The organism is Agromyces chromiiresistens (genome assembly GCF_029167465.1).
Classification (GTDB): Bacteria; Actinomycetota; Actinomycetes; order Actinomycetales; family Microbacteriaceae; genus Agromyces; species Agromyces chromiiresistens.
The window spans coordinates 420838-446778 of the sequence record NZ_JARFNL010000004.1; the positions used below are offsets into that span (position 1 = coordinate 420838).

Below are 25941 nucleotides of genomic sequence, written 5' to 3' on the forward strand. Positions count from 1 at the left end.
CAAGCGGGCAGCGTCGCCGCAAGAAGCGGGCGAGAGACATCGAGGTGGATGAGTACGCTCCGGTGCGGGCTCGCCGCGCACGCCTCTTCCTCATTGTGGCCGGCGTCGTGGCGACCGTGATGTACGTGCCGATCATCGTGTGGCTCATCTCGGAAGGCATCGCGGGCACGCTCACGCTCGGGTCGTTCTGGGTGCTCACAGTTCCAGCGCCGGTCCTGCTCGGAACCATCGGCTTCATCGGCCTCGCCCAGCGCAACTCGACGCTTCGCGACAACCCCATGACGTGGACGCAGAATCTGTGATCGTGCAGTCCAGCCGCTATGTTCCACCGAAACCCGGCTGGGCCGCTGAGCTGCTTCTGCTCGGTGCTGTAGGCGGGCTTCTGCTCGGCGCTGTGTTCGGTCTGCTCCATGCGCTCGTTCTCACCGATGCGGCTCTGCGACAAGGCGCGGGCATCGCGGCCTTCTTCGCTGTCGGCGGAGCCTGCGCCGGAGTCTTCATCGGCGCCGCTGTGGCGGGCTTGGGCGCGCTGGTTCGCCTTGTTGTTGGGCTGTTCGTGCGAGCAGAGTGGATCGAGGCAGCCAGTGTCGGCCTTGGAACTGCGATGGGTGCGCTTTCCGTCTACTACCTGATCCCATGGGGGTATCCGATGAGCTTGGGTCTTTACGTACCGCTCTTCGTCATTGCTCCAGCCGCCCTCTGCAGCATGAACACACTCTGGGCGCGGCGCATACCCGCGCTCCGGGGCTGAGACGAGCTACGAGTCGCACGCTGCGCCAAGCGCGCTTCCGATGAGCGGGGCGCGTTCAGCGGGTTGCCGATGGACTTCGGGCGTGCAACCAGAACACGTGACATGTCGGCCCGGCCGGCCGTAGGGTGACCGCAGGAACCGTCGCCGACGAGGGAGCACACGATGGACACGACCGGCCGCCGAGTCCCGTTCGACGCGCAGCAGGTCGACGCGCCGCTGTCGCGTTCGGCCGTCTTCCTCACCGTGACGATCGGCCCGACACCGGAGCAGCTGAAGACCGCACTCGAGGTCGTGGCCGGCATCGACGACCTCGTCAAGTCGGTCGGCTTCCGCGACCTCGGGGCGAACCTCTCGTGCATCGTCGGCATCGGATCCGGCGCCTGGGATCGGCTCGGCCGCAGTGACCGACCCGCGGAGCTGCATCCCTTCGCCGCGATCGCAGGCCCGAAGCACACGGCGCCGTCGACGCCGGGCGATCTGCTGTTCCACATCCGCGCCGAACGCCCCGACTTCTGCTTCGAGTTCGAGCGGCTGCTGTTCGAGCAGCTCGGCGACTCGGTCGAGGTCGTCGACGAGGTCAACGGATTCCGCTACTTCGACGCCCGCGACCTGCTCGGCTTCGTCGACGGCACCGCGAACCCGACGGGGCGCGGCATGGCCGACGCGACCCTCATCGGCGACGAGGACGAGGCGTTCGCCGGCGGCAGCTACGTCGTCGTGCAGAAGTACCTGCACGACCTCGGCACGTGGAACGCGATGACGACCGAACAGCAGGAGGCGGTGATCGGCCGCCGCAAGGCCGACGACCTCGAACTCGACGACACCGAGCCGCAGCGCGCGCACAAGACGCTCGCGACGGTCACCGACGACGACGGCAACGAGTTCGACATCCTGCGCGACAACATGCCCTTCGGGAGTCCCGCGGCCGGCGAGTACGGCACCTACTTCATCGGGTACACCCGCCGCCTGTGGGTGATCGAACGGATGCTGCAGCGCATGTTCCTCGGAGACCCGCCGGGGTTCCACGACCGGATCCTCGATGTCTCGACCGCCGTGACCGGCGCGACGTTCTTCGTGCCTTCGCTGCAGTTGCTGGAAGGGATTGCGGATGGGAGTGGTGATACCAAGTGACCGACGGCAGGTCGAGACTGTTTACGCGGATTGGTGGCGGGGAGATTCGCCAATGAGGATGGCCCGCCGCCCGAAGCTCGGCTCGGTTGTCCAGTTCGCGCTTCCGAACGGTCGGTACGCCTACGGGCGAGTGCTCCATGACGCTGCTGTCGGGTTCTACAGCGCGACGACCGACGGCCCCGGTGAACCGCCGATCGGAAGTCGCGACTTTCAGTTCGTCGTCGGGGTGGATGATCGGACGCTGCGTGGCGACGCGGTCAGCGTCGTCGGGTACGACCCGGGTATCGATGAGGCTGATGACTGGCCGCCTACGCAGGCGATATGGGATCCACTCACGGGTCGACCCAAGGTCTATATTCGCGGAGAGATCCATCCGGCGACGGTCGATGAGGCCACAGGGCTGGAACCGGTCGCGAGCTGGGCGCTTGAACATCTCATCCCGCGACTCATGTCGAACGAGGCTTGATCATGGGATGGGGCGAGGCTGGTCCTGCGATGCGCCCGCGCCGACGATTGCCGACATTCTTCTGGGGGTCTCAATGATCGTCGTGGCGGTTCCGATCGCCGTCACAGCGATCCACAGCTCGAGCTACCCTGCGGACGTCAGTGAGGACGACCTCGTCGGTGTCTGGAGCGCCGCAGTGTCCGACCGCCGGATGGTGCTCGCCGCGGACGGGACAGCAGAGATGAGCGGGTCCGGCGGTGCCGAATGGTCTTGGCGCCTGGACAGGCACTCGGTGCACCTCCGGTGGCAGGATGCCGTCGAACCGGCGGCGGAGATCGAGCTCGATGCAGTGACGTGCGGTTTCGACATCTGTCTGAGGTACTACGGGGCTGATGAAGCGTTGACCATGTTCCGTCGACGATGAGCACTCCGTGTGGCCGACATCGTCGGGGCGGTGGTCTCGATACGCGCCCTCCTTCGTCGGGCGCTACTCGACCGACGGGGTCTCGGCGGATTCAAAGGATGCGGCTCTCTAGACTGGAACCCGTGCCGGCCGAGCAGATACATCTCGTGCGCCATGGCGAGGTGTTCAACCCGCAGGGCGTGCTCTACGGCCGTCTTCCCGGCTACGGGCTCAGCGATCTCGGCCGCGAGATGGCGAAGACCGCCGCCGACGACCTCGTCGCGCGCGGACGCCCCGTCACCTCGCTCATCACGTCGCCGCTGCAGCGCACCCAGCAGTCGGGCGAGCCCATCGCGGCGGCATTCGGCCTCACCCCGACGCTCGACGAACGCGTGATCGAACCCGAGAACCGCTTCGAGGGCAAGCGCATGCGCGGCCCGGGCGGCGCGCTCCGCGACATCCGCAATTGGGGTCTGCTCGTGAACCCCTGGGAGCCGAGCTGGGGCGAGCCGTTCGGCTCGATCGCGGCGCGCATGATGGCCGCCATCGAGGACGCGTGGAACGCAGCCGACGGCGGCGACGTCGTGATCGTGAGCCACCAGCTTCCGATCTGGATGGTGCACCGCCACCTCGCCGGCGCCCGACTCTCGCACGACCCGCGGCGACGACGCTGCGCGCTGTCGAGCATCACGACCCTCGAGATGCAGGGCGCCGCAGGCAGTGCCGCCGGACGCCGCTTCGTCGAGGTCGGGTACACGGATCCCGCGGCGGGACTCGCCGCGCAGGCGACGGATGTGGGTGCGGTGTGATGCGTGTTCGTGCACGTGGTCTCGATACGCGTCGCGCTGCGCGCGGCGCTATTCGACCGACGGTCGGGATCGTCGCGATCGCCGCGGCGACCGCGCTGCTGTTGACGGGCTGCACGAGCGACCCGCTCGCCGACCAGTTCCGCGAGGGCAGCGGCAAGAACTACATCGCCGGTGACGGCAGCATCTCGGAGTTCGACGAGGGCTCGCGCGGCAAGCCCGTCGCGTTCTCGGGCGAGACGGCCGACGGCGACGAGTTCGACTCGGCCGACACCGAGGGCCAGGTCACGGTCGTGAACTTCTGGTACGCGGGCTGCGCGCCGTGCCGGGTCGAGGCGCCCATCCTCGAAGAGGTCTACGATCACTACGGCTCGGGCGAAGAGGATGTCGCATTCGTCGGCGTGAACGTGCGCGACCAGGCCGGCAACGCCAATGCCTTCGAGAAGACCTACGGCGTCGAGTACCCCTCGATCCTCGACGTCGACGACGGCGACGTGCAGCTCGCGTTCGCGGGCGACGTTCCGCCCGCCGCAGTGCCGACGACGCTGGTGCTCGACAAGCAGGGCCGCGTCGCGGCCCGGGTGCTCGGCCAGCTCGAGGACGCGTCGATCCTCCGCGGGCTCGTCGACAGCCTGCTCGAGGAGAACTGACGTGTCGCCCGGCGAGATCGTCTTCAGCGGCCAACTCCTCATCGCGGTGCCGATCGCCCTCGCGGCCGGCGTCATCTCGTTCCTCTCGCCGTGCGTGCTCCCGCTGGTTCCGGGCTACCTCGGCTACATCGGCGGGTTCACGGATGCCTCGGCCGATGCCGCGATCGAACGACGCAACCGCCGTCGCCTGTTGCTCGGCGTGCTGCTCTTCATCGCCGGATTCACGGCGATCTTCCTCATCTACTCCGCGCTCGCGGGCGCGGCGGGCGCGTGGCTGCGCGCCTGGCAGGACCCGATCACGCGCGTGCTCGGCGTCGTGCTCATCGGCATGGGCCTCGTGTTCATCGGCCAGTTCACCTTCATGCAGCGCCAGTTCAAGCCGAGCTGGCGCCCCGCGACGGGGCTCGCGGGTGCGCCGCTGCTCGGCGTCGTGTTCGGCCTCGGCTGGACCCCGTGCATGGGCCCGGCCCTCGTCGCCGTGTCCGCGCTGAGCCTCAACAGCGAGTCGGTCTGGCGCGGCGTGCTGCTCGGCCTCGCGTACTGCATCGGCCTCGGCATCCCCTTCCTCCTCGTCGCCCTCGGGTTCGGCTGGGTGACGGGGTCGATGGCGTTCCTGCGCCGACATGTCCGCACCATCAACCTCATCGGCGGCGGCCTGCTCATCGTGATCGGACTGATCATGGTGTCGGGCCTCTGGACCGCGTGGATGAGCGACCTGCAGGGAGTGATGAGTGGCATCGACCTCGTCCTCTGATCGGAAGGGCCCTCGACCGGCTCACGACACGCACGGCGTCGATCCGCTGCGCCCCGCCGATCACTTCGACTCGCCCGAGCCCAAGGCGCCCGCCCCGGGCGACCGCGGCGACGGCATCGCCCAGCCGAAGCTGGGCTTCGTCGGCTGGCTGCGGTTCGGCTGGCGACAGCTCACGAGCATGCGCACGGCGATCCTGCTGCTGCTGCTCCTCGCGATCGCCGCGGTGCCGGGCTCGCTCGTGCCGCAGCGATCGAGCGACCCGAACGGCGTCACCCAGTACTTCACCGACAACCCCGACCTCGCGCCGGTGCTCGACCGCTTCCAGATGTTCGACGTCTACACGTCGGCCTGGTTCTCGGCGGTGTACCTGCTGCTGTTCGTGTCGCTCATCGGCTGCATCATCCCGCGCACGAAGCACCACTTCGAGGCGCTGCGCGCCCGGCCGCCGCGCACGCCGGCCCGGCTGAACCGCCTTGCGGGCTACACCGAGCGCGCCCTGCCCGACGGCGTCGACGCCGAGACGGCGGTGGCCGAGGCATCCAAGCTGCTGAAGCAGCAGGGGTACCGCGTCGAACCGTACGAACTGCGGGGCGACCCGAGCGTGTCGGCCGAACGCGGGTACCTGCGCGAGACCGGCAACCTCGTGTTCCACACGGCGATGCTCGGCGTGCTCGTCGCCGTCGGCGTCGGCGGCGGGTTCGGCTTCGCCGGCCAGCGCGTCGTCGTCGAGGGGCAGTCGTTCGTCAACACGCTCGCCGCGTTCGACTCGTTCAACCCCGGCCGGTTCTTCAGCGACGCCGAGCTCGACCCGTACAAGCTCTCGCTGGGCGAGCTCGACGCGGTGTACGAGACCGAGAACCAGGACGCGCTCGGCCAGCCCGTCGACTTCACCGCGCACGTCACCGTGACCGACCGCGACGGCACCGTCGAAGAGGGCGCGGTCAAGGTCAACGACCCGCTGCGCACCCACGGCACCGACGTCTACCTGCTCGGCAATGGCTACGCACCGCACGTCGTCGTCCGCGACCCGTCGGGCGAGGTCGTGTTCGACGACGCGGTGCCGTTCCTGCCGCAGGACGCGAACCTGTTCTCGATCGGCGTCATCAAGGTCACCGACGGGCTCGACGAACAGCTCGGCATGATCGGCCTGTTCTACCCGACGCAGGAGACGATGGACAACGGCGCGTCGGCCTCGACGTATCCCGACCTCGTCTACCCGGTGCTGTCGCTCACGGTCTACGAGGGCGACCTCGGCATCGACGCGGGCAAGCCCACGTCGGTCTACACGCTCGACCCGTCGGACATGACGCAGCTGAACGGTCGCAACACCGACGTCGCCTCGATCGAGCTCATGCCCGGGCAGGTGACCGAACTGCCCGGCGGACGCGGCACGGTCGAGTTCGTCGACGACAGCACCGATGCGGCTCCCGCGGTCGAGGTCGCGGCCGACCGGGCCGACGCCGTGCCGACCGACGACCGCTCGTTCGACCAGTCGGTCAAGCGGTTCGCGTCGTTCGACATCCACCACGACCCGACGCAGGGCTGGGTGCTGGTGTTCGCGATCCTCATCCTCGGCGGACTGCTGCTCTCGCTCTTCGTGCCGCGCCGCCGCATGTGGGTGAAGGTCGCCACGCGCCGCGACGGCACCCGCGTGCTCGAGTTCGCCGGCCTCGCGCGCGGCGAGGACCCGAACCTCGAACAGGCCGTCGGCGCGTTCGCCGACCGGCTCGCCGGGCCGGTTCCCGAAGCGGCCGACGACGCCGCGCCCGTGCCGGCGGCCGCCGCCGAATCCCCAGACGACACCGCGAAACCCACGACGTAAGGTAGTCACGTGCCCTCCCTCGACGAAATCTCGGTCCTCTGCGTCTACTCGGCGATGGCCGTGTACGCGATCGCGTTCATCGCGTACGCGATCGACCTCGCGAAGCGCGGTGCTGCGGCCGCGGCGGCGGCAGACGCGGCGGTGGATGCCTCGGCAGAGAGCACGGGCGAACGTGTCGGCGTGCTGCAGGCGGCCGCCGCGGCGAAGGCGTCGACGGCCGGTGCGGCCCCGGTCGCGGCATCCGGTTCGACCGAGTCGCCCGCCGCAGGCCGTCGCTCGCGCTGGAAGAGCGCCGTCGACGACGGTGCGACCGTCGACTACGGGCGTTCGCCGGCGCTGCGCGTCGCGGTCGCGATGACGGTCGTCGCCTGGCTGCTGCACCTCACCGCCGACGTGCTGCGCGGCATCGCCGCCGAGCGCGTGCCGTGGGCCAACATGTACGAGTTCGCGCTCACCGGCACGCTCGTGATCACGACGGTCTATCTCGTCGTGCTGCTGGTCGCGAAGCACGACCTGCGGTTCCTCGGCACGTTCGTCACGGGGCTCGTGCTCATCCTGCTCGGTGTCGCGACGGTGAACTTCTACGTCTCGGTCGTGCCGCTGCCGCCGGCACTGCAGTCGGCGTGGCTCGTGATCCACGTGTTCGTGGCGACGACGTCGGTCGGCTTCTTCGCGCTGAGCTTCGCGCTCTCGGTCGTGCAGCTCATGCAGGCGCGACGCGAGTCGCTCGTGGCGAGCGCGCAGGCCGTGAAGAAGAGCTTCCTCGCGACGCTGCCCGACTCGGTCACGCTCGAGACCCTCGCCTACCGGGTCACGATCATCGGCTTCATCCTCTGGACGTTCACCCTCATGGCCGGCGCGATCTGGGCCGAGCGCGCCTGGGGCCGCTACTGGGGCTGGGACACCAAGGAGGTGTGGACCTTCATCATCTGGGTGGTCTACGCCGGCTACATCCACGCGCGCGCGACGCGCGGCTGGCGCGGTTCGCGCTCGGCCTGGCTCGCGATCATCGGCTTCTCGACGGTGCTGTTCAACTTCACCGTGGTCAACCTGTTCTTCAAGGGGCTGCACGCGTACTCGGGTCTCTGATCCCGCCCCCCGCCCTCAACGCCTCCGCCCTCCGGCCCTCAACGCCTCCCGCCCTCCGCCCCTCCCCGCCTCTCCCTCTCAGCGGCGAGTTGCCGAAAAACGCTGCTCATCGCGCCACGAGCAGCGCTTTTCGGCAACTCGGCGCAGGAAGAGGGGCGACAGGCGGCGGGCGACTGTGGCGCGGACCCGCGCGAGCGGGCTCGGGCTCGAGGGGCGGGCAGGGGTGAGTCAGGGCCGCCCCTGTTGCGGAGTCGGCCGCCTGCGGGCACGATCACCCCATGGGCAGGGAGCTGCTCGAGCGGGATCGAGAACTCGACGAACTGCGCGGCGCCGCGAGCGACGCGTCGATGGGGCACGGCCGGGTGGTGCTGCTGCACGGCGAGGCCGGCATCGGCAAGTCGACTCTCGTGAACGCGCTCCGGGCTGATCCGCCCGGAGGCGTGCGGGTGCTGCTCGGCGCGTGCGACGCGATGTCGACACCCCGGCCGCTCGGGCCGCTGCGCGACCTCGAGCACGCGGTCGGGCCGCGCCTCGGCGAGGCGCTCCGCACCGGTGAGCGCGAAGAGGTGTTCGCCGCCCTCCGCGACGAGCTCTCGGATGCCTCGGGCACGGTGCTCGTCGTCGAGGACGTGCACTGGGCCGACGAGGCGACCCTCGATGCGCTGCGCTACCTCGCGCGACGCATCGACGAGCTGCCCGCGGCGCTCGTCATCACCTATCGCGACGAGATCGAACGCGACCACCCGCTGGGCCGGTTGCTCGGCGACCTCGGCCACGGCGACCGGGTCGGGAGGCTCGCGCCCCGCCGGCTCAGCTCGGGCGCCGTGGGCGAGCTCATCGCCGGCAGCGGACTCGACGCCGACCGCGTGTTCGAGACGACGGCCGGCAACCCCTACTTCGTGCGCGAGGTGGTCGCGTCGGCCGACGAATCGGGCGTGCCGCGGACGGTCGTCGACGCCGTCACCGGTCGCCTGCGGCGGCTCGACGCGCTGACGCAGGAGCATGTCGAGCAGCTGGCCGTGGTGCCGTCCTCCGTCGATCCCGTGCTGCTCGCCCGCCTCGTGCCCGGCGCGGCAGGTGCGTTGCGCACGGCGGAGGAGGGCGGCCTGCTCGACGTCCGCCCCGACGGCGTGCGCTTCCGCCACGAACTGACCCGGCGGGCGGTCGTCGACGGACTGCCGGCGTCGCGTCGCATCGAGGTCGAGCACGCGGCGCTCGTCGCGCTGCTCGACGTGGGGATCGCCGATCCCGCGCGCCTCGTGCACCACGCGGCTGCGGCGGGCGATGTCGATGCGCTCGTCGAGTGGGCGCCGCGCGCGGCCCGCGATGCCGCGGCCTCGGGCGCGCATCGGCAGTCGGCCGCGCACTTCCGTGCGGCGCTCGCCCACTCCGATCGGTACCGCCCGGCCGACCTCGTCGAGCTCTACGAGGAGCTCGCGATCGAGTCGTACACGATCGGGGCGGCGAGTGCGGCGGTGACCGCGCAGAAGCGGGCGGTCGCGCTCCGTCGTGAGCTCGGCGATGCCCGCAGGCTCGGGGCGAGCCTGCGGTGGCTCTCCCGGTTCGACTGGTTCGACGGTCACCGATCCGACGCCGAGGCCGCCGCCCGCGAGGCCTCCGCGGTGCTCGCCGAGGCGGGCGACCCGAGCCTTCACGCGATGGCACTCAGCAACGAGGCGCAGCTCGCGCTGCTCGCCCACGACACGCACCGGGCCCTCGACCTCGCCGCGCGTGCGATCGCGATCTCGCGCGAGACGGGCGACCGGCGGGTGCTGTCGCATGCCCTCAACAACCACGGCACCGGGTTGCTCTTCATCGGCCTCGAGGAGGGCGTCGGCGAACTGCTCGAGGCCGCCGATGCGGCGCTGTCGATCGACGACATCGAAGACGCGGCGCGCGCGTTCGTGAACCTGGTCTGGGCGCTGCTCGACCAGTACCGGCTCGACGAGGCCGAGCAGCACCTCGCCCGGGCGCTCGACCTGACCGAGCGATCGGAGTTCATCGGCTTCGCGACCTACCAGCGCATGGAACAGGCGAGACTCGACCTCGCCCGGGCTCGCTGGGACGACGCCCTGGCGCTCGTCGAGCCGCCACCCGACATGCCGCACGCCCGCTGCGTCGCCCTCACGGTGGCCGGCACCGTGCGCCTCCGACGCGGTGACGACGGCGCCGGCGAGCTGCTCGACGAGGCGCACCACCTCGCCGTGGAGCTCGGCGAGCTGCAGCGGCGCGGCCCGGTGGCCGCCGCCAGGGCCGAAGCCGCGCTGCTGCGCGGCGACGCCGACGCGGCGCGCACGATCGCCCGCCCCGAGTTCGGCGAGGCCGAGCGCCGTGAGGCCCGCGCACTGCACGCCGAACTGGCGTACCTGCTGCGGCGGGCGGGCGACGAGGTCGAGGTGGGCGACGACGATCCGCATCCCTTCGCCGTGCAGGCGCGCGGCGAGTGGCGTCGCGCCGCCGAGTCCTGGCGAGCGGCGGGTGCGCCGTACCACGAGGCGGCCGCACTCGCCGAGAGCCCCGACGAGGCGGATCTCATCGAGGCGATCGCCATCCTCGATCGCATCGGCGCCGTGCCGCTCGCCCGGCGGGTCAGGGCGGAGCTCCGGGACCGGGGCGCCCGGAGCATCCCGCGAGGGCCGTCGAGCCTCACCCGCGCCAACCCGGAGGGACTCACCGAGCGGCAGCTCGGGGTGCTCCGGCTTCTCGCGGAGGGACTCACGAACGCCGAGATCGCCGACCGCCTCGTGGTGTCGGTGCGCACGGTCGACAGCCACGTCGCCGCCGTGCTCGCGAAGCTCGGCGTCGCGTCCCGGCAGGACGCCGTGCGCATCGCGGAGGAGCGGAATCTGCTGTCGGAATGATCTCGGTAGCGCCTACCGGTGATCTCGGTAGTGCTTGCCGATTCCCCGACGATCGCATCGCGGTGGGATGGTCTCACGGCCCGCGAAGGCGGGAACCGGCAACGACAGGGGATCACCATGAACACGGCACTCGCCGCATCAGCATCCACGGCACTCCGCCCGCGCCGCTCGGGCTTGTCCGGATGGATGACGCGCGCACTCGCTGCAATCCGCATCGGAGACCGGCGCCCCGCCGCGCAACCGCTCGACCGCGAGGAGCTCGCGCGCCGGCACCAGCTGCGGCAGGACGCGCGGCGGCTGCGTGAGGAGCAGTTCCGCGCGGGCGCGTACGCGCGCCTGCTCTGACGGCCTTCGCCAACGCCACCCGCCGGTCGAGCATACCGACGCGGAGCGGCCCCCGCTGGTCGAGTCGCGTCGACGCGGAGCGCCGACGCGACTCGAAACCGACCGATCTTGGCAGCGCTTGCACGACTGAGAGCAGCATGAATCCAACGATCGCGTCACGCTGAGGCATCCATGTTGTAAACGCTTGCATTAACGTGCGCGGCGCTGCTACCTTCGCGAGCAGTGTCGGTGGCACGGCCGTGCCGGGAATCGGGAGTCAAGGATGACGCAACGCGCGCTCGCTCGCAGGTGGTTCGCCTCAGCGCTGGTGGGAGGGCTCGCCGTCACGGCGCTGAGCTTCGCCCCCGGGCTCGGCCTGAGCGCGGCGGCGGCCGACGACCGCAGCTTCGCCCTCGTCGGCAGCCTGCAGTCCGAACTCGGCTGCGCCGGCGACTGGGCGCCCGACTGCGCCGAGACCGAGCTCGTGCCGACCGCGACCGCAGGCGTCTACGCCGCCGAGTTCACCGTGCCGGCAGGCGCGTGGGAGTACAAGGTCGCCGTGAACGACTCGTGGGACGAGGCGTACGGACTGAACGGCGGGGGCGACAACATCCCGCTGACGGTCGCGGGCGACACGACCGTGCGGGTCGTGTTCGACGACAACCTCAAGAAGGTCGGTCTCGAGCTGACGCAGGCGGCGATGGCCGGCGCGTACGACGAGGCATCCGATGCGGCCCTCGTCGCCGCGCCGGTGCGCCAGCCCGGCAGTGACGAGACGTTCTACTTCGTGATGACCGACCGCTTCGCGAACGGCGACCCCGCCAACGACGAGGGCGGGCTGACCGGCGACCGGCTCACGACGGGCTTCGACCCGACCGACAAGGGCTTCTACGAGGGCGGCGACCTCGCGGGCCTCCGCTCGAAGCTCGACTACGTCGAGGGCCTCGGCACGACCGCGATCTGGCTGACCCCGAGCTTCAAGAACCGCCCGGTGCAGGGCGAGGGTGCGAACGCGAGCGCCGGCTACCACGGCTACTGGGTCACCGACTTCACCCAGATCGACCCGCACCTCGGCACGAACGCCGAGCTCGAGGCGCTCATCGCCGACGCGCACGAGCGCGGCATCAAGGTGTACTTCGACATCATCACGAACCACACGGCCGACGTCATCGACTACGAGGAGGGGCAGTACTCGTACATCGACCAGGCGACGAGCCCGTACCTCGACGCCGACGGCACCGCGTTCAAGCCCTCCGACTTCGCCGGCGCCGACACGGGCGCGGACTTCCCCGAGCTCGACGCGGCGACGAGCTTCCCGTACACCCCGAAGCTCTCCGAGGCCGACGCGAACCTCAAGGTGCCGGCCTGGCTCAACGACCCCACGCTGTACCACAACCGCGGCGACTCGACCTGGGAGGGCGAGTCGGTCACCTACGGCGACTTCTCGGGCCTGGACGACCTCATGACCGAGCACCCGACCGTCGTGAACGGCTTCGTCGACGTGTACGACACGTGGATCGACCTCGGCATCGACGGCTTCCGCATCGACACCGCGAAGCACGTGAACTTCGAGTTCTGGCAGCAGTGGGCGACCGAGGTGCAGGACTACGCGCACGCCGCCGGCAAGGACGACTTCTTCATGTTCGGCGAGGTCTACGACGCCGACCCGAAGAAGCTGAGCCCCTACGTGCGCAAGACCGACATGAGCTCGGTGCTCGACTTCACGTTCCAGTCGCAGGCGGTGAGCTTCGCGGCGGGCAACTCGGCGAAGAACCTGCAGTCGCTGTTCGCGGGCGACGACTACTACACGACGCCCGACTCGTCGGCGACGGCGCTGCCGACGTTCCTCGGCAACCACGACATGGGTCGTGTCGGCCACTTCCTGCAGTCGACCGACGCTCCGCTCGAGCGCGACGAGCTCGCGCACGACCTGATGTTCCTCACCCGCGGCCAGCCCGTCGTCTACTACGGCGACGAGCAGGGCTTCGCCGGCACCGGCGGCGACAAGGACGCCCGCCAGTCGCTCTTCGCGAGCCAGGTCGCCGAGTACCAGAACCAGCAGCTCGTGACGGGCGAGCAGGCCGGCAGCGTCGACCGCTACGGCACGGATGCCCCGCTCTACGAGCACATCGCCGCGCTCGCGGAGCTGCGCGAGGCGCACCCCGCCCTCTCGAGCGGTGCGCAGATCGAGCGCCACGTCGACGACGGCGCGGGCGTCTACGCCTTCAGCCGGGTCGACCGCACGGAGAAGGTCGAGTACCTCGTCGCCGCGAACAACGCGAACGAGGCCCGCACGGTGAACGTGCCGACGCTCACGAAGGGCGGCGAGTTCGCGCCCCTCTACGGCACCGACGGCCCGGCGGTCACCGCCGACGCCGACGGCGTGGCCTCGGTCGCCGTGCCGGCGCGCGGCACCGTCGTGCTCCGCGCCGACCGCGAGGTGAGCGCCCCCGACGCGGCGCCCGCGATCACCGTCGCGACGCCCGCCGCGGGCGCCGGCGTGACCGGCGTGAGCGCCGTCGCCGCCGACGTCGACGACGCGACGTGGCAGGAGACGAGCTTCGCGTGGCGCGTCGCCGGCGCGACCGGCGACGACGCATGGCATGCGCTCGGCACCGCTGAGGACACGAGCCCCCGTGTGTTCCACGACACCGCGGGGCTCGCGAAGGGCACGCTCATCGAGTACCGCGCGATCTCGACCGACGCGGCGGGAAACCGCTCGGCGGCCTCGACCTACGCGTCGGTCGGCAACGCCGTGAACCTCGCCGACGGCGGCGAGGAGCCCGAGCAGCCGATCGACCTCGTCACGGTGCCCGGTTCGCACAACAGCGAGATGGGCTGCGCGGGCGACTGGGCGCCGGGCTGCGAGGCGGCGAAGCTGACGCTGCGCGCCGACGGCATCTACGCCGGCACCTTCGACGTGCCGGCCGGCGACTACGAGTACAAGGTCGCCCTCAACGGCAACTGGGACGTCAACTACGGCGCCGACGGCGAGCAGAACGGCGGCAACATCGCCTACTCGACCGACGGATCGAAGCCCGTCACCTTCTATTGGAACCCCGCCACGAAGGTCGTCTCCTCGACGGCCGAGGGCCCGGTCGTGACGCTGCCCGGCAGCTTCCAGCAGGAGATCGGCTGCGCGGGCGACTGGGCGCCCGACTGCCTCGCCTCGCTCATGCAGGACGGCGACAAGGACGGCGTCTACACGTTCGCGACCACCGCGATCCCCGACGGCTCGTACGAGGTGAAGGTCGCGCACGGCCTCAGCTGGGACGAGAACTACGGTGCCGGCGGAGCCCCGGGCGGCGCGAACTACACGTTCACCGCCACGGGCGGCAAGCTCGTCGAGTTCCGCTACACGCTCGCCACGCACGCGCTCGAGATCGTCGTGACCGACCCGCCGCTCGCCGGCACCGGCCAGTCGCGTGCGCACTGGGTCGACGAGGACACGCTCGCCTGGCCGGCCGACCTGCTCGGCGGCACGGCGGCCGGGGATGCCTCGTGGTCGATCGAGCACGCGGCCGACGCCGGCCTCGCGGTCGACGACGGCGCGGTGACGGGCGGCGGCGACGCCGTCGAGCTCGGGCTCGACCCCGCCGGGCTCAGCGACGGCCAGCTCGAGCGCTTCCCGGCGCTCGAGGGCTACCTCGCACTGCACCCGGTCGGGCTCGACCGCGCCGAGGTCGCCGGGCTGCTCACCGAGCAGCTCGCGGTCGCGCAGCGGGTCGGCGACGAGCTCACCGCCTTCACGGGCGTGCAGGTGCCGGGCGTGCTCGACGACCTCTACGCCGACGCGCTCGCGTCGACACCGCTCGGCACGAGCTGGTCGGGCAGCGGCGACGCCGCCACGGCGACGGCGGCCGTCTGGGCGCCGACGGCGCAGTCGGTGAAGCTCGAGCGGTGGGCCGCCGGCGCGGCCGGTGACCCCGAGCTCGTCGATGCGGCCTTCGACGCCGAGACCGGAACGTGGGCGGTGCCCGAGGCATCCCTCTCGAAGGACGACGAGTACCGCTGGCGCGTCGAGGTGTACGCGCCGACGACCGGGAAGATCGAGACCAACTCGGTGACCGACCCGTACTCCGTGGCCCTCACGACGAATTCGGCGCGCTCGGTCGTCGTCGACCTCGACGACCCGGCCCTCGCCCCCGAGCAGTGGGCCGAGACGCCGGCGCCGGTGGTCGAGCGCCCGGTCGACCGTGCGATCTACGAGCTGCACGTGCGCGACTTCTCGATCACCGACGAGACCGTGCCCGAGGCCGAGCGCGGCACCTACCGCGCGTTCACGCGCGACTCCGCCGGCACGAAGCAGCTGCGCGAGCTCGCCGACGCGGGCATCAACACCGTGCACCTGCTGCCGACGTTCGACATCGCCACGATCGACGAGCGACGCGACGCGCAGGCCGTGCCCGACTGCGACCTCGCGTCGTACGGGCCCGCGTCGGCCGAGCAGCAGGCATGCATCGAGCAGGTGCGCGCCGCCGACGGCTTCAACTGGGGCTACGACCCGTACCACTACCAGGCGCCCGAGGGCTCGTACGCCGTCGACGCCGAGGGCGGCGCGCGCGTCGAGGAGTTCCGCGAGATGGTCGGCGCGCTGCACGCCGACGGCCTGCAGGTCGTGCTCGACGAGGTCTACAACCACACGGCCGAGGCGGGACAGGGCGGCAAGAGCGTGCTCGACCGCATCGTGCCCGGCTACTACCAGCGGCTCAACGCGTTCGGCGCCGTCGAGACCTCGACGTGCTGCCAGAACGTCGCGACCGAGCACGAGGCGGCGCAGAAGCTCATGGTCGACTCCGTCGTGCTGTGGGCGAAGCAGTACAAGGTCGACGGGTTCCGGTTCGACCTCATGGGGCACCACTCGAAGGAGAACATGCTCGCGATCCGCGCCGCGCTCGACGAGCTGACGCTCGAGGCCGACGGGGTCGACGGTGCGGCCATCTACCTCTACGGCGAGGGCTGGAACTTCGGCGAGGTCGCGAACAACGCGCTGTTCGAGCAGGCGACGCAGGGCCAGCTCGGCGGCACCGGCATCGGCACCTTCAACGACCGGCTGCGCGACGCCGTGCACGGCGGCAGCCCGGTCGACGGCACGTCGACCTTCCAGCAGGGCTTCGGCACCGGCCTCGGCACCGACCCGAACGGACGACCCGGCACGCCGTCGCAGGCCGACCAGCTCGCCGACCTCGGCCACCAGACCGACCTCGTGAAGCTCGGCCTCGCGGGCAACCTGCGCGACTACGAGCTCGAGGATGCCTCGGGCGAGACCGTGCGCGGCGACCAGCTCGACTACCGCGGTGCGCCCGCCGGCTACGCCGACGAGCCCGACGAGGCGATCAACTACGTCGACGCCCACGACAACGAGACGCTCTTCGACCTCTCGGTGTTCAAGCTGCCGCAGTCGACGTCGATGGCCGACCGCGTGCGCATGAACACGCTGTCGCTCGCGACCGTGACGCTCTCGCAGTCGCCCTCGTTCTGGCATGCGGGCACTGAACTGCTGCGATCGAAGTCGCTCGACCGCAACAGCTACGACTCGGGCGACTGGTTCAACCGTGTCGACTGGACCGGGCAGGAGTCGACCTTCGGCTCGGGCCTGCCGGGCGAGGCCGACAACGGCGACAAGTGGCCGATCATGCAGCCGCTCCTCGCCGACCCCGCGCTGAAGCCGACCGCGGCCGACATGGCGGCGGCCGAGGCATCCGCCCTCGACCTGCTGCGCGTGCGCTCGTCGGTCGACCTGCTGCAGCTGGGCTCCGCCGAGCTGATCGACCAGAAGGTGTCGTTCCCGAACTCGGGGCCCGACGCGACGCCCGGCGTGATCGTGATGCAGGTCGACGACCTCGTCGGCGACGACGTCGACCCCGAGCTCGAGGGCGCGCTCGTCGTCTTCAACGCCTCGCCGACGGCTATCGCGCAGACGGTCGGCGGGCTCGCCGGGCGCGACTTCGCGCTCGCCGAGGCGCAGGCGTCGGGTTCCGACCAGGTCGTCAAGCAGACGACGTGGGATGCCTCGACCGGCACGGTCACGGTGCCCGCTCGCAGCGTCGCCGTGCTCGTCGACGAGCAGCCGCCGCCGGCGGTCGCGACGATCGCCGTCGGCGCTCCGAGCAAGGCGCTCGCGAAGGCCGGTTCGACCGTGAAGTACCTCGGCAAGGTCGTCGCGCTCGACGGCTCGGCGCCGGTCGGCAGCTTCGCGATCTACGAGGGCGACACGAAGCTCGCCGAGGTCGAGCTCGCGGCGGGCGACGACGGACGCGTGAACGTCAAGCTTCCGAAGCTGCCCGCCGGCCTGCACCTCGTGCGCGGCGTGTTCACCGGCGGAGACGGTTACGCCGACGCGCAGACCATGCCGGTGCCGCTCGTGCTCTGGTGATCGCTCCGCCGATCGCGTAGCTCGAACGGCTACGCCTCCGGTGCGCCACACGCACCGGAGGCGTAGCCGCCTGGATGAGGCACGCGCGTCAGAACGGCATCGGGACGCCGCACTCCTCGAAGCTGCCGACGATGTCGGCGCCGTGCGCGGCGAAGATCTCGTCGATGCCCGACCCGTCGCCAGCCTTCTCGGGGTGCGGGTTGTTCGAGGCGATCGTGCCGTCCTGGCCGACCGCGCCCTTCACCATGATCGTGAACGACGTCGGCGCGCCGGTGGCGGCGTATGCGTCGAGCACGCACTCGGCATCGGCCTCGGACAGTCCGGCGGTGAGTTCGTCGATGTGCACGGTCAGCCAGGCCTGCGAGTGCGAGGCGCCCGCGTTGCCCTGCTCCGAGCGGTTCGGGTTGAAGCACTCGTGCGCGAAGGCGGCGGTGCCGCTCGCGAGCACGCCCGCCGCGGCGAGCGCGACGCCCGCCCCGATCGTGGTCATGGTCTTCTTGAACATCTGGTCTCCTTCGGGTGGAAATCGGGTCGTGCGACGCGCAGTGCGCACGCACGGTCTCCACCGTCGCCGGTGGGGCCGTCGGTGGCATCGGTGCCCGCACTGAGACGAAGCGTTCTCGGCCCGGAGGCTGCACCCCAATCCGGGGGGACTCGACCGGTGCCGATGATGACTCGAGCGCGCGCCGAGCCCGTCGGTCGAGGAGGCGCGAGGCAACGTGTCGAGGCCGATCCTGTTGCGTTCGCGCTCCTCCGACACTGAGTCGCAGCGCGACTCAGTGTCGGAGCGGGGCGAAGGCGGCACGCGAGGTCGACGCGATGAGCGCCGCGACGGCGACGAGCACGAGGGCGACCCAGGGCAGGGCGGCGACCCCGGCGGCCTCGAGCACGATCCCGCCGATGAAGGCGCCGGCGGCGATCGAGCCGTTCCAGGTCGCGACGACCATCGACTGGGCGACATCGGCGGCGCTGCCGGCGATGCGCGCGGGCGCGGACTGCAGCAGGGTCGGTGCTCCGCCGTAGGCGATGCCCCAGAGCGCGACCGCGGCGTACACGGCGATCGGCTGCGCCGCGAGGCATCCGATCGCGATCATCGCCGCGCCGAGTGCGACCGCGGCGATCAGCACCATCGCGCGCAGGTGCCGGTCGACCAGCGCGCCCGAGACGAGGACGCCCGCGACGGCGAAGACGCCGAACACGAGCAGCACGATGTCGAGGTGTCCGTCGAGGCCCGACGGCACCGTGAGCGGCGCGATGTAGGTGTACGCGACGTTGTGCGCGAGCACGAATGCGGCGGTCGTCGCCAGCACGGCGACAAGGCCCGGCAGACGCAGCACGGTGCCGAGCCGCGGACGCGAGCCCGCCTTCTCGCCGGGGAACCCGGGCAGCGCGAGCGCGGCCCATGCGGCGAGCACGAGCGCGAGGCCCGCGAGCACGGCGAACGCCGAGCGCCAGCCGAGCGCCGCGCCGAGGGTCGTGGCGATCGGGAGGCCGAAGGCGAAGGCGAGCGGCGTGCCGACCATGGCGATCGAGAGTGCTCGGCCCGAGTGCTCGGGCTCGACCATGCGCATCGCGTAGCCGGCCGCGATCGCCCAGAGGAGTCCGGCGAGCATTCCGCCGATCGTGCGCGCCACGAGGATGGTCGTGTAGTCGCCGGCGATCGCGGTCACGCCGCTGACGAGCGCGAAGCCGACCACCAGGGCGAGCAGCAGTCGCTTTCGCGGCACGGCTCGGGTCAGCGCGGTGAGCGGGATGGCCGTCACGGCCGTCGTCACGGCGTACGCGGCGACGAGCCATCCGATCTGCGCCTCGGTGACGCCGAGGTCGGCGCTCATCTGCGGCAGGAGGCCGGCCGGCATGATCTCGGTGACGACGCCGACGAACACGATCGCGGCCAGGGCGAGCAGGCCGTTGTAGGGGAGTCGCGTGCGCGACGGCGCGTCGACGACGGGTGCGGGAGCGGTGATCGGAGAAGCCATGCCGCAAGTGTCGAACCTTGACACTAGTGTTAAGGTCAAGTCGACTTCTTGGAGGCGTCATGCGCATCGGTGAACTCGCCTCGCAGACCGGGGTGTCGACCCGGCTGCTGCGCTACTACGAGGCCCAGGGACTCATCTCGTCGACGCGTGAGAGCAACGGGTACCGCGACTACCCCGACGGCGCCGTCGAGCGGGTCGGGCAGGTGCGCGACCTCATCGACGCCGGCATCCCGACCGCGGTGATCCTCGACATGATCCCGTGCCTCGCGAGCGTGGCCGATCCCGAGACGCCGGTCATCCAGCGCGCGCTCGCCGAGTCGCTCGCCGAACGCCGTGCACAGCTCGAACAGCGCATCGGCTGCCTCACGAAGAACCGCGACGCGATCACCGCGTACCTCGACCGCGCGACGATCGCGGGCTGACCGCGCGCCCCGGCCTCACGCTCCGGCGGCGTGGGCGCGCGAGAGCACCTCGTGGCATCGGCCGACGCGCTCCATCCACCAGTCGGCCCGTTCTTCGGAGGCCGCGTAGCGGTCGAGCAGCCCGGGGTCGGGCACGACCCGCCGGACCGCGATCGACCCGCCCTCGGCGAGGAGCGGCGACGCCGAGACATCCGCCGCCAGCAACGACGCCGTGCCGAGCCCGCAGTCGAACTCGAGCGACGGCACCGACGCGGCCAGCTGCGCGCCCATCGCGAGGCCGACGCTCGTGTCGAGCGCGCTCGACACGACGACCGGCAGGCCGGCCTCGGCCACGATGGCGAGCGCGCGGCGGATGCCGCCGAGCGGCTGCGCCTTGATCACGAGCAGGTCGGCGGCGCCCGCCTGGGCGACCGCGAGCGGGTCGTCGGCGCGCCGCACGCTCTCATCGGCCGCGATCGGAATGCCCATGTACTTCGTGCGCCGACGGATCTCGGCGAGCTCCTCGACCGTCGCGCACGGCTGCTCGACGTACTCGAGGTCGAACGGCGCGAGCGCATGGATGGCGTGCTCGGCCTCGTCGACGTTCCAGCCGCCGTTCGCGTCGACGCGCACCCGGCCCTCGGGGCCGAGCGCCTCGCGCACGGCGCGCACCCGCGCCACGTCCTGCGCGAGCGTCTGGTCGGAGCCCGCGACCTTCACCTTCGCCGTGCGGCACCCGGCGAAGCGGGCGAGCACGGCGGGCACGCTGTCGGGATCGACGGCGGGCACCGTCGCGTTCACGGGGATGCGGTCGCGCAGGGCGGGCGGCGGAGCGTTCCAGCCGTAGTCGATCGCGGCGGCCAGCCAGGCGGATGCCTCGTCGTCGTCGTACTCGGCGAACGGGCTGAACTCGGTCCAGCCCTCGGGCCCCTCGACGAGCATCGCCTCGCGCACGTCGATGCCGCGGAAGCGCGTCACGAGCGGCAGTGCGACGACGCGCGCGGTGGCGAGCAGCTCGTCGAGCGAGGGGAGCGCCGGGAGCGCCGGGAGTGCTGCGGGGGCGGCGGGACGTTCGGCGGACGGCATGAGCCAAGTCTCGCATCCGGTGGACTGACGCGAACAGGGGAATAGGGTGGGACGCATGGGCGCTGACGGAATCGACGAGTTCGGACTCGAGGCGACCGAGGTGCGCGCCGAGTCGACCGGGCGCGACATCGCGATCGGCGTCGGCGGCATCCTCGTCGTCATCGCGGCGGCGATCCCGCTGACGTGGGGTGTCCTCACCGTGGGCACGGCGGCGTATGCGCTCGTGAGCGGCATGCTCGCCGGGGCGACGGGCACCGGCGTCTGAGACCGCGCGACTGCGGCGGCCCGCTGCGGCGGGCAGCCCTCGCGCGGCAGCGCCTCGCGGGCCGGCCCGCCCGCCGGCGGGCGCCGCAATAGGCTTGGGTGCATGAGCGCCGAGGTCTCCGAACTGTTCGATCCGGGCGAGTGGGCCGAGGCTCCGGTCGGGGCGTCGTTCACCGACATCACCTACCACCACTCGCTCGACGGCCGCATCGCGCGCATCGCGTTCGACCGGCCCGAGGTGCGCAACGCGTTCCGGCCGCACACGGTCGACGAGCTGTACCGCGCCCTCGAGGACGCCCGCACGAACCCGCGCATCGGCGTCGTGCTGCTCACGGGCAACGGCCCGAGCCCGAAAGACGGCGGCTGGGCGTTCTGCTCGGGCGGCGACCAGCGCATCCGCGGACGCGACGGCTACAAGTACTCCGACGCCGAGACCGCGATCGTCGACGGGTCGGGCGGCACCGCCGACCCGCACGGGCACGCGGCGGTCGGCCGCCTGCACATCCTCGAGGTGCAGCGGCTCATCCGCTTCATGCCGAAGGTCGTCGTCGCGGTCGTGCCCGGCTGGGCGGCCGGTGGCGGGCACTCGCTCCACGTGGTCTGCGACCTCACGATCGCGTCGCGCGAGCACGGGCGCTTCAAGCAGACCGATGCCGACGTGGGTTCCTTCGATGCCGGTTACGGCTCGGCGTACTTCGCCCGCCAGATCGGTCAGAAGTTCGCGCGCGAGGTCTTCTTCCTCGCCGAGGAGTACTCGGCCGACCGCGCCTACGAGATGGGCGCCGTGAACCGGGTCGTGCCGCACGCCGAGCTCGAGCGCGAGGCGATCGCGATGGCGCGCACGATCCTCACGAAGTCGCCGACGGCGATCCGCATGCTGAAGTTCGCGTTCAACGCGGTCGACGACGGCATGGTCGGCCAGCAGGTCTTCGCCGGTGAGGCGACCCGGCTCGCCTACGGAACGGATGAAGCGGTCGAGGGCCGCGACGCGTTCCTCGAGAAGCGCGACCCCGACTGGGGGCCGTACCCGTGGCACTTCTAGCTCGGGCGGTGACATGAAACCGCTCGTGCAGGTTGCGGCCGAGGATGCCTCGGCGCTGACCGCCGCGCTCGCCGCCGCGCTCGACGGCGGCCCCGCCGTCTGGCCGGTGCCCGGCCCGGCGGCTTCCGGGGGAGCAGTCCCGCAGGCGGCGGATGAGATGGCCCACGATTTCCGCCAAGGTGCACCCCAGGATCGTGCGGCGGCGCGCGTCGCGGGCCGCGAGGTCGACGACGCCGTCGCGCTCGTGGTCGAGACGAGCGGGTCGACCGACCGCCCGAAGCGCGTGTTGCTGTCGGCCGGCGCGCTCGAGGCGAGCGCGCACGCGACCCACGATGCGCTCGGCGGGCCCGGGCAGTGGCTGCTCGCCCTGCCGGGTCACTACATCGCGGGGGCGCAGGTGCTCGTTCGCGGCATCGTCGCCGGTACCGAGGTCGTCGTGGTCGGCGACGGGGGAGGGGGCGGCTTCAGGCCCGCGGCGTTCGCCGAGGCATCCGCCCGCATGCTGCCCGACGTGCCGCACTACACGTCGCTCGTGCCGGTGCAGCTCGGCCGGGTCGTCGAGGCGGCCGAGCGCGACGCGTTCATCGCGGCGGCGCTGCGGTCGTTCGACGCGATCCTCGTCGGCGGGCAGGCGCTCGGCGCCGAGGTCGCGGCCCGGGCCGACGCGCTCGGTGCGCGCATCGTGCGCACCTACGGTTCGAGCGAGACCGCGGGCGGGTGCGTGTACGACGGGCTGCCGATCGGTGACACGCGCATCCGCTTCGACGACGGCTCGATCGAGCTCGGCGGCTCGAGCCTCGCCGACGGCTACCTCGACGACCCCGAGCGCACCGCGTCGGCGTTCGTCGTCGATCGCGGCGTGCGCTGGTACCGCACGGGCGACCTCGGCGACTTCGATACCGACACCGGCCGGCTGCGCGTGCGCGGACGCGCCGACGACGTCATGATCTCGGGCGGCGTGAAGGTCGTGCTCGGCGAGGTCGAGCGCGCGGTGCGCCGGCTGCCCGGATGCGGCGACGCGGTCGTCGTCGCGGTGCCCGACCCCGAGTGGGGCGAGCGGGCGGCGGTCGTCGTGGGCGCCGGCACGGAGGGCGTCGAGGTCGACGACGAGGAGTTCGAGCTCGGCCGGCTCCGCGAGGCGACGGATGCCTCGGGCCTCGGCCCCGCCGCCCGGCCCGTGCGGCTCGTGGTCGCCGACCCCTGGCCCCTGCTCGCCTCGGGCAAGCCCGACCGCCGGGCCCTCGCGGCCCTCGCCGCCGCGCCGCGCTGACTCGCCGCCGCAACCCGTCCCCCCGCGCACGACTCGCCGAAACGTGCGCTTCCCGGGTCGGCGAAGCGCACGTTCCGGCGACTCGCCGCGCGGTGCTGACGTGCCACCCGCCTCGTGTCGCACGACTCGCCGGAAAATGCGATTCCCGGGTCGGCGAAGCGCAACTTTCGGCGACTCGCCGCGCGGTGCTGACGTGCCACCCGCCTCGTGTCGCACGACTCGCCGGAAAATGCGCTTCCCGGGTCGGCGAAGCGCACGTTCCGGCGACTCGCGCACCGGTGGAGTGCGGGCCGCGCGCGGGGATCCGCGCGTGGGGATCAGCCCGCCGAGGCGGGGCCCGTCGCGACGACGATCGGCGTCGCGGACGCGGCGCCCGCCTCGACCGCGGCATCCGCCTCGACCGCAGCATCCGCCTCGACCGCAGCATCCGCCTCGACCGCGGCGCCCGCCTCGACCGCGGCATCCGCCTCGACCGCGGCATCCGCCTCGATCGCGGCGTCGCCCTCGGCGAGCCGGCGCTCCTCGTCGAGGTGGGCCTGCACGGCCGCCCGCCCGGGCAGCAGCAGGCTCGCGACGGCGGCGATCGCGAAACCGGCGACCGCGACCCAGACCGAGGCCTGCAGGGCGGTGAGCACGTGCTCGCGGCTCCAGTCGTCGCCGACGATCGAGAAGAACACGGTCGTCGAGATCGCCACGCCCGCCGCCGCGCCGAGCTGCTGGAACGTGCTGTACGCCCCGGAGGCGGCCCCGGCGTCGGTGACCGGCACGGTCGCGAGCGCGACATCGACGAGCGGGATCACGAGCAGCGCGAGCCCGATGCCGGCGATGAGCATCGGCCAGACCGCCGCCCAGCCCGTGAACGCGGCGCCGGTGTCGGCGACGATCGCGAACGTCCACAGCACGCCGGCGGCGAGCGTCACGGCGCCGAGCGTCACGAGGTACTTGCCGACCCGCGCGACGAGCGGGATGACGACGCCCGTGCCGACCATCGCGCCGAGGCTGAAGGCGAGCAGGTTGAGCCCTGCGGTGAGCGCGTCGAAGCCGAGGGCGATCTGCAGGTAGACGATGAACGGCAGCGTGAAGGCGTTGAGCGCGCCCTGGAACGCGGCCTGCGTGACGATGCCGGCCGAGAAGCCGCGATCGGCGAAGAGCGGCATCGGCAGCAGGGCCGATCCGTCACGGCGCATGCGCCGGCGCTCGACGACGACGAACACGCCGAGCAGCGCCACGCCGGCGGCGACCGGCCACCACAGCCACGCCGGCCAGCCGAGCGACTGCCCCTCGACGAGCGGCACCATGAACGCGAGCACGACGGCGCTGAGCAGCACCACGCCCGTGAGGTCGAGGCGCATCGGCCGCGACGAGCGGGTCTCGGGCACGAAGATCGCGGCGAGCACGAAGATGACGATGCCGACCGGGATGTTGATGAGGAACACCGTGCGCCAGCCGAGCCCCCACAGGTCGGCGTCGATGAGCCACCCGCCGAGCACGGGGCCGGCGACCGCGGCGAGTCCGCTGACGCCGCCGATGAGGCCGTACATGGGCGCGCGCTCGCGCGGCGAGAACAGCGCCTGCACCGAGGCGAGCAACTGCGGCACCATGAGCGCGGCGAACAGCCCCTGCAGGATGCGGGTGACGACGAGCACGTCGCCCGACCAGGCGAGCGACGCGGCGGCAGAGGCGAGGGTGAACCCACCGATGCCGATGAGGAAGATGCGCCGCCGCCCGAACAGGTCGCCGAGCCGGCCGCCCGTGATGAGGGCGACCGCGAAGGCGAGCATGTAGCCGCTCACGATCCATTCGAGTTGCGATTCGGATGCCTCGAGGTCGGCGCCGATCGTCGGCAGGGCGACCTGCACGATGGTGACGTCGAGCAGGTCCATGAACGAGGCGAAGAGCAGGATGCCGATGGCGAGTCCTCGGCGAGGTGCGGTGGCCATGGCGGCCGTCCTTTCGTATGCTGGGTTTGGTTCCGGAACGGAATAGTTCCGATATGGGATAATCCCACATTGGAGAGAATAGAAGGGTGCCGTCGGGATGTCAAGCAAGGCCGAGATCTCCGCGCGCATCTCCGAGCTCATGCAGCTCGTCATCGCGTCGTCGGTCATGAGCAACGAGCGCATCGCGCGGTCGATGGGCATCAACGTCGTCGACCTGCAGGCGCTCGGGTTCATCGCCCGCAGCGGCGCACCCATGACGGCCGGTGAGGTCAGCCAGGCGACCGAGCTGCCGACGAGCACGACGACGCGCGTGCTCGACCGCCTCGAGAAGCAGGGCTACATCGAGCGATCGCACGACCCGGCCGACCGCCGCCGCGTGGTCGTGCAGCTCGCGCCCGGCGCGCTCGCCGGTGCAGGTGCGGGCGGCGACGACGACCCGTACCGCGACATCCTCGAGGGCATGCGGCGGGCGCACGAGGGGTTCACCGTCGCCGAGCTCGAGGTGGTCGCGCGATACCTCGACGTCGTGAAGGACGTGCGGTGAGGC

22 protein-coding genes are annotated in these 25941 nt (G+C 71.6%); 18 read left to right on the forward strand and 4 right to left on the reverse strand.

The annotated features are described in order from the left end of the window. The first annotated feature begins 44 nt into the window (after positions 1-44). The 13 genes from PX701_RS09375 to pulA all read left to right on the forward strand — a co-directional run bounded on the left by PX701_RS09375 (position 45) and on the right by pulA (position 17412). Positions 45-302 (forward strand): hypothetical protein, encoded by a 258-nt coding sequence (locus PX701_RS09375; protein WP_231428840.1) that lies wholly within the window; start codon positions 45-47, stop codon positions 300-302. After that, the gene (locus PX701_RS09380; RefSeq protein ID WP_231428839.1) at positions 299-751 is read left to right on the forward strand and encodes a hypothetical protein; all 453 of its coding nucleotides are present in this window, start codon (positions 299-301) and stop codon (positions 749-751) included. Before PX701_RS09375 ends, PX701_RS09380 begins: the two co-directional genes overlap by 4 nt. Positions 752-913: 162 nt before the next feature. Continuing rightward, positions 914-1882 (forward strand): Dyp-type peroxidase, encoded by a 969-nt coding sequence (locus PX701_RS09385; protein ID WP_275506124.1) that lies wholly within the window; start codon positions 914-916, stop codon positions 1880-1882. Beyond that, entirely contained in the window at positions 1860-2348 is a 489-nt protein-coding gene (locus PX701_RS09390) for an Imm26 family immunity protein (RefSeq protein WP_275506125.1), read from the forward strand. The genes PX701_RS09385 and PX701_RS09390 overlap by 23 nt, the downstream gene beginning before the upstream one ends. 73 nt (positions 2349-2421) lie before the next feature. Then, complete coding sequence (locus PX701_RS09395) at positions 2422-2751, forward strand: hypothetical protein (RefSeq protein ID WP_275506126.1); 330 nt, start codon at positions 2422-2424, stop codon at positions 2749-2751. A gap of 122 nt (positions 2752-2873) precedes the next feature. After that, positions 2874-3539 carry a histidine phosphatase family protein gene (locus PX701_RS09400; RefSeq protein WP_275506127.1) on the forward strand — a complete coding sequence of 222 codons (666 nt, stop codon included), beginning with the start codon at positions 2874-2876 and terminating at the stop codon, positions 3537-3539. Then, the gene (locus tag PX701_RS09405; RefSeq protein WP_275506128.1) at positions 3539-4186 is read left to right on the forward strand and encodes a TlpA family protein disulfide reductase; all 648 of its coding nucleotides are present in this window, start codon (positions 3539-3541) and stop codon (positions 4184-4186) included. Before PX701_RS09400 ends, PX701_RS09405 begins: the two co-directional genes overlap by 1 nt. Before the next feature lies 1 nt (position 4187). Further along, positions 4188-4940, forward strand: a complete 753-nt coding sequence (locus PX701_RS09410; RefSeq protein WP_231428835.1) for a cytochrome c biogenesis CcdA family protein — start codon at positions 4188-4190, stop codon at positions 4938-4940. A 46-nt stretch (positions 4941-4986) separates the two neighbouring features. After that, positions 4987-6762, forward strand: a complete 1776-nt coding sequence (gene resB, locus PX701_RS09415) for a cytochrome c biogenesis protein ResB (RefSeq protein WP_275506779.1) — start codon at positions 4987-4989, stop codon at positions 6760-6762. A gap of 54 nt (positions 6763-6816) precedes the next feature. Continuing rightward, positions 6817-7851, forward strand: coding sequence for a c-type cytochrome biogenesis protein CcsB (ccsB, locus tag PX701_RS09420; RefSeq protein ID WP_275506780.1), 1035 nt, complete (start codon positions 6817-6819; stop codon positions 7849-7851). 278 nt (positions 7852-8129) lie between these two features. After that, positions 8130-10712 carry an ATP-binding protein gene (locus PX701_RS09425; protein ID WP_275506129.1) on the forward strand — a complete coding sequence of 861 codons (2583 nt, stop codon included), beginning with the start codon at positions 8130-8132 and terminating at the stop codon, positions 10710-10712. A 117-nt stretch (positions 10713-10829) separates the two neighbouring features. Continuing rightward, the gene (locus PX701_RS09430) at positions 10830-11057 is read left to right on the forward strand and encodes a hypothetical protein (protein ID WP_275506130.1); all 228 of its coding nucleotides are present in this window, start codon (positions 10830-10832) and stop codon (positions 11055-11057) included. 262 nt (positions 11058-11319) lie between these two features. Beyond that, on the forward strand, positions 11320-17412 hold the full coding sequence (gene pulA / locus PX701_RS09435) for a pullulanase-type alpha-1,6-glucosidase (RefSeq protein WP_275506131.1): 6093 nt from the start codon (positions 11320-11322) through the stop codon (positions 17410-17412). An 88-nt stretch (positions 17413-17500) separates the two neighbouring features. On the opposite strand, the gene PX701_RS09440 is transcribed toward pulA, so the two are convergent. Together PX701_RS09440 and PX701_RS09445 are read right to left on the reverse strand one after the other, a co-directional pair. Next, the gene (locus tag PX701_RS09440) at positions 17501-17917 is read right to left on the reverse strand and encodes a hypothetical protein (RefSeq protein WP_275506132.1); all 417 of its coding nucleotides are present in this window, start codon (positions 17915-17917) and stop codon (positions 17501-17503) included. Positions 17918-18188: 271 nt separating this feature from the next. Further along, on the reverse strand, positions 18189-19391 hold the full coding sequence (locus PX701_RS09445) for an MFS transporter (protein WP_231428830.1): 1203 nt from the start codon (positions 19389-19391) through the stop codon (positions 18189-18191). A 59-nt stretch (positions 19392-19450) separates the two neighbouring features. On the opposite strand from PX701_RS09445, the gene PX701_RS09450 reads away from it, so the two are divergent. Beyond that, entirely contained in the window at positions 19451-19813 is a 363-nt protein-coding gene (locus tag PX701_RS09450) for a MerR family transcriptional regulator (RefSeq protein WP_275506133.1), read from the forward strand. 15 nt (positions 19814-19828) lie between these two features. Here the strand turns inward: PX701_RS09450 and PX701_RS09455 are convergent, their stop codons facing one another. After that, positions 19829-20878 (reverse strand): o-succinylbenzoate synthase, encoded by a 1050-nt coding sequence (locus PX701_RS09455; RefSeq protein ID WP_275506134.1) that lies wholly within the window; start codon positions 20876-20878, stop codon positions 19829-19831. Between the two features lie 55 nt (positions 20879-20933). On the opposite strand from PX701_RS09455, the gene PX701_RS09460 reads away from it, so the two are divergent. The 3 genes from PX701_RS09460 (at position 20934) to PX701_RS09470 (ending at position 23454) form a co-directional block, all read left to right on the forward strand. Further along, positions 20934-21143: a hypothetical protein gene (locus PX701_RS09460; protein ID WP_231428827.1), complete on the forward strand. Its 210-nt coding sequence runs from the start codon at positions 20934-20936 to the stop codon at positions 21141-21143. A gap of 102 nt (positions 21144-21245) precedes the next feature. Beyond that, positions 21246-22184: a 1,4-dihydroxy-2-naphthoyl-CoA synthase gene (locus PX701_RS09465; RefSeq protein ID WP_275506135.1), complete on the forward strand. Its 939-nt coding sequence runs from the start codon at positions 21246-21248 to the stop codon at positions 22182-22184. 13 nt (positions 22185-22197) lie between these two features. Continuing rightward, positions 22198-23454, forward strand: coding sequence for an AMP-binding protein (locus tag PX701_RS09470; RefSeq protein WP_275506136.1), 1257 nt, complete (start codon positions 22198-22200; stop codon positions 23452-23454). 317 nt (positions 23455-23771) lie between these two features. On the opposite strand, the gene PX701_RS09475 is transcribed toward PX701_RS09470, so the two are convergent. Next, positions 23772-25394, reverse strand: a complete 1623-nt coding sequence (locus PX701_RS09475; RefSeq protein ID WP_275506137.1) for an MFS transporter — start codon at positions 25392-25394, stop codon at positions 23772-23774. A gap of 97 nt (positions 25395-25491) precedes the next feature. Here PX701_RS09475 and PX701_RS09480 point away from each other — a divergent pair, with 97 nt between their 5' ends. After that, entirely contained in the window at positions 25492-25938 is a 447-nt protein-coding gene (locus PX701_RS09480) for a MarR family winged helix-turn-helix transcriptional regulator (RefSeq protein WP_231428823.1), read from the forward strand. Positions 25939-25941: the final 3 nt, after the last annotated feature.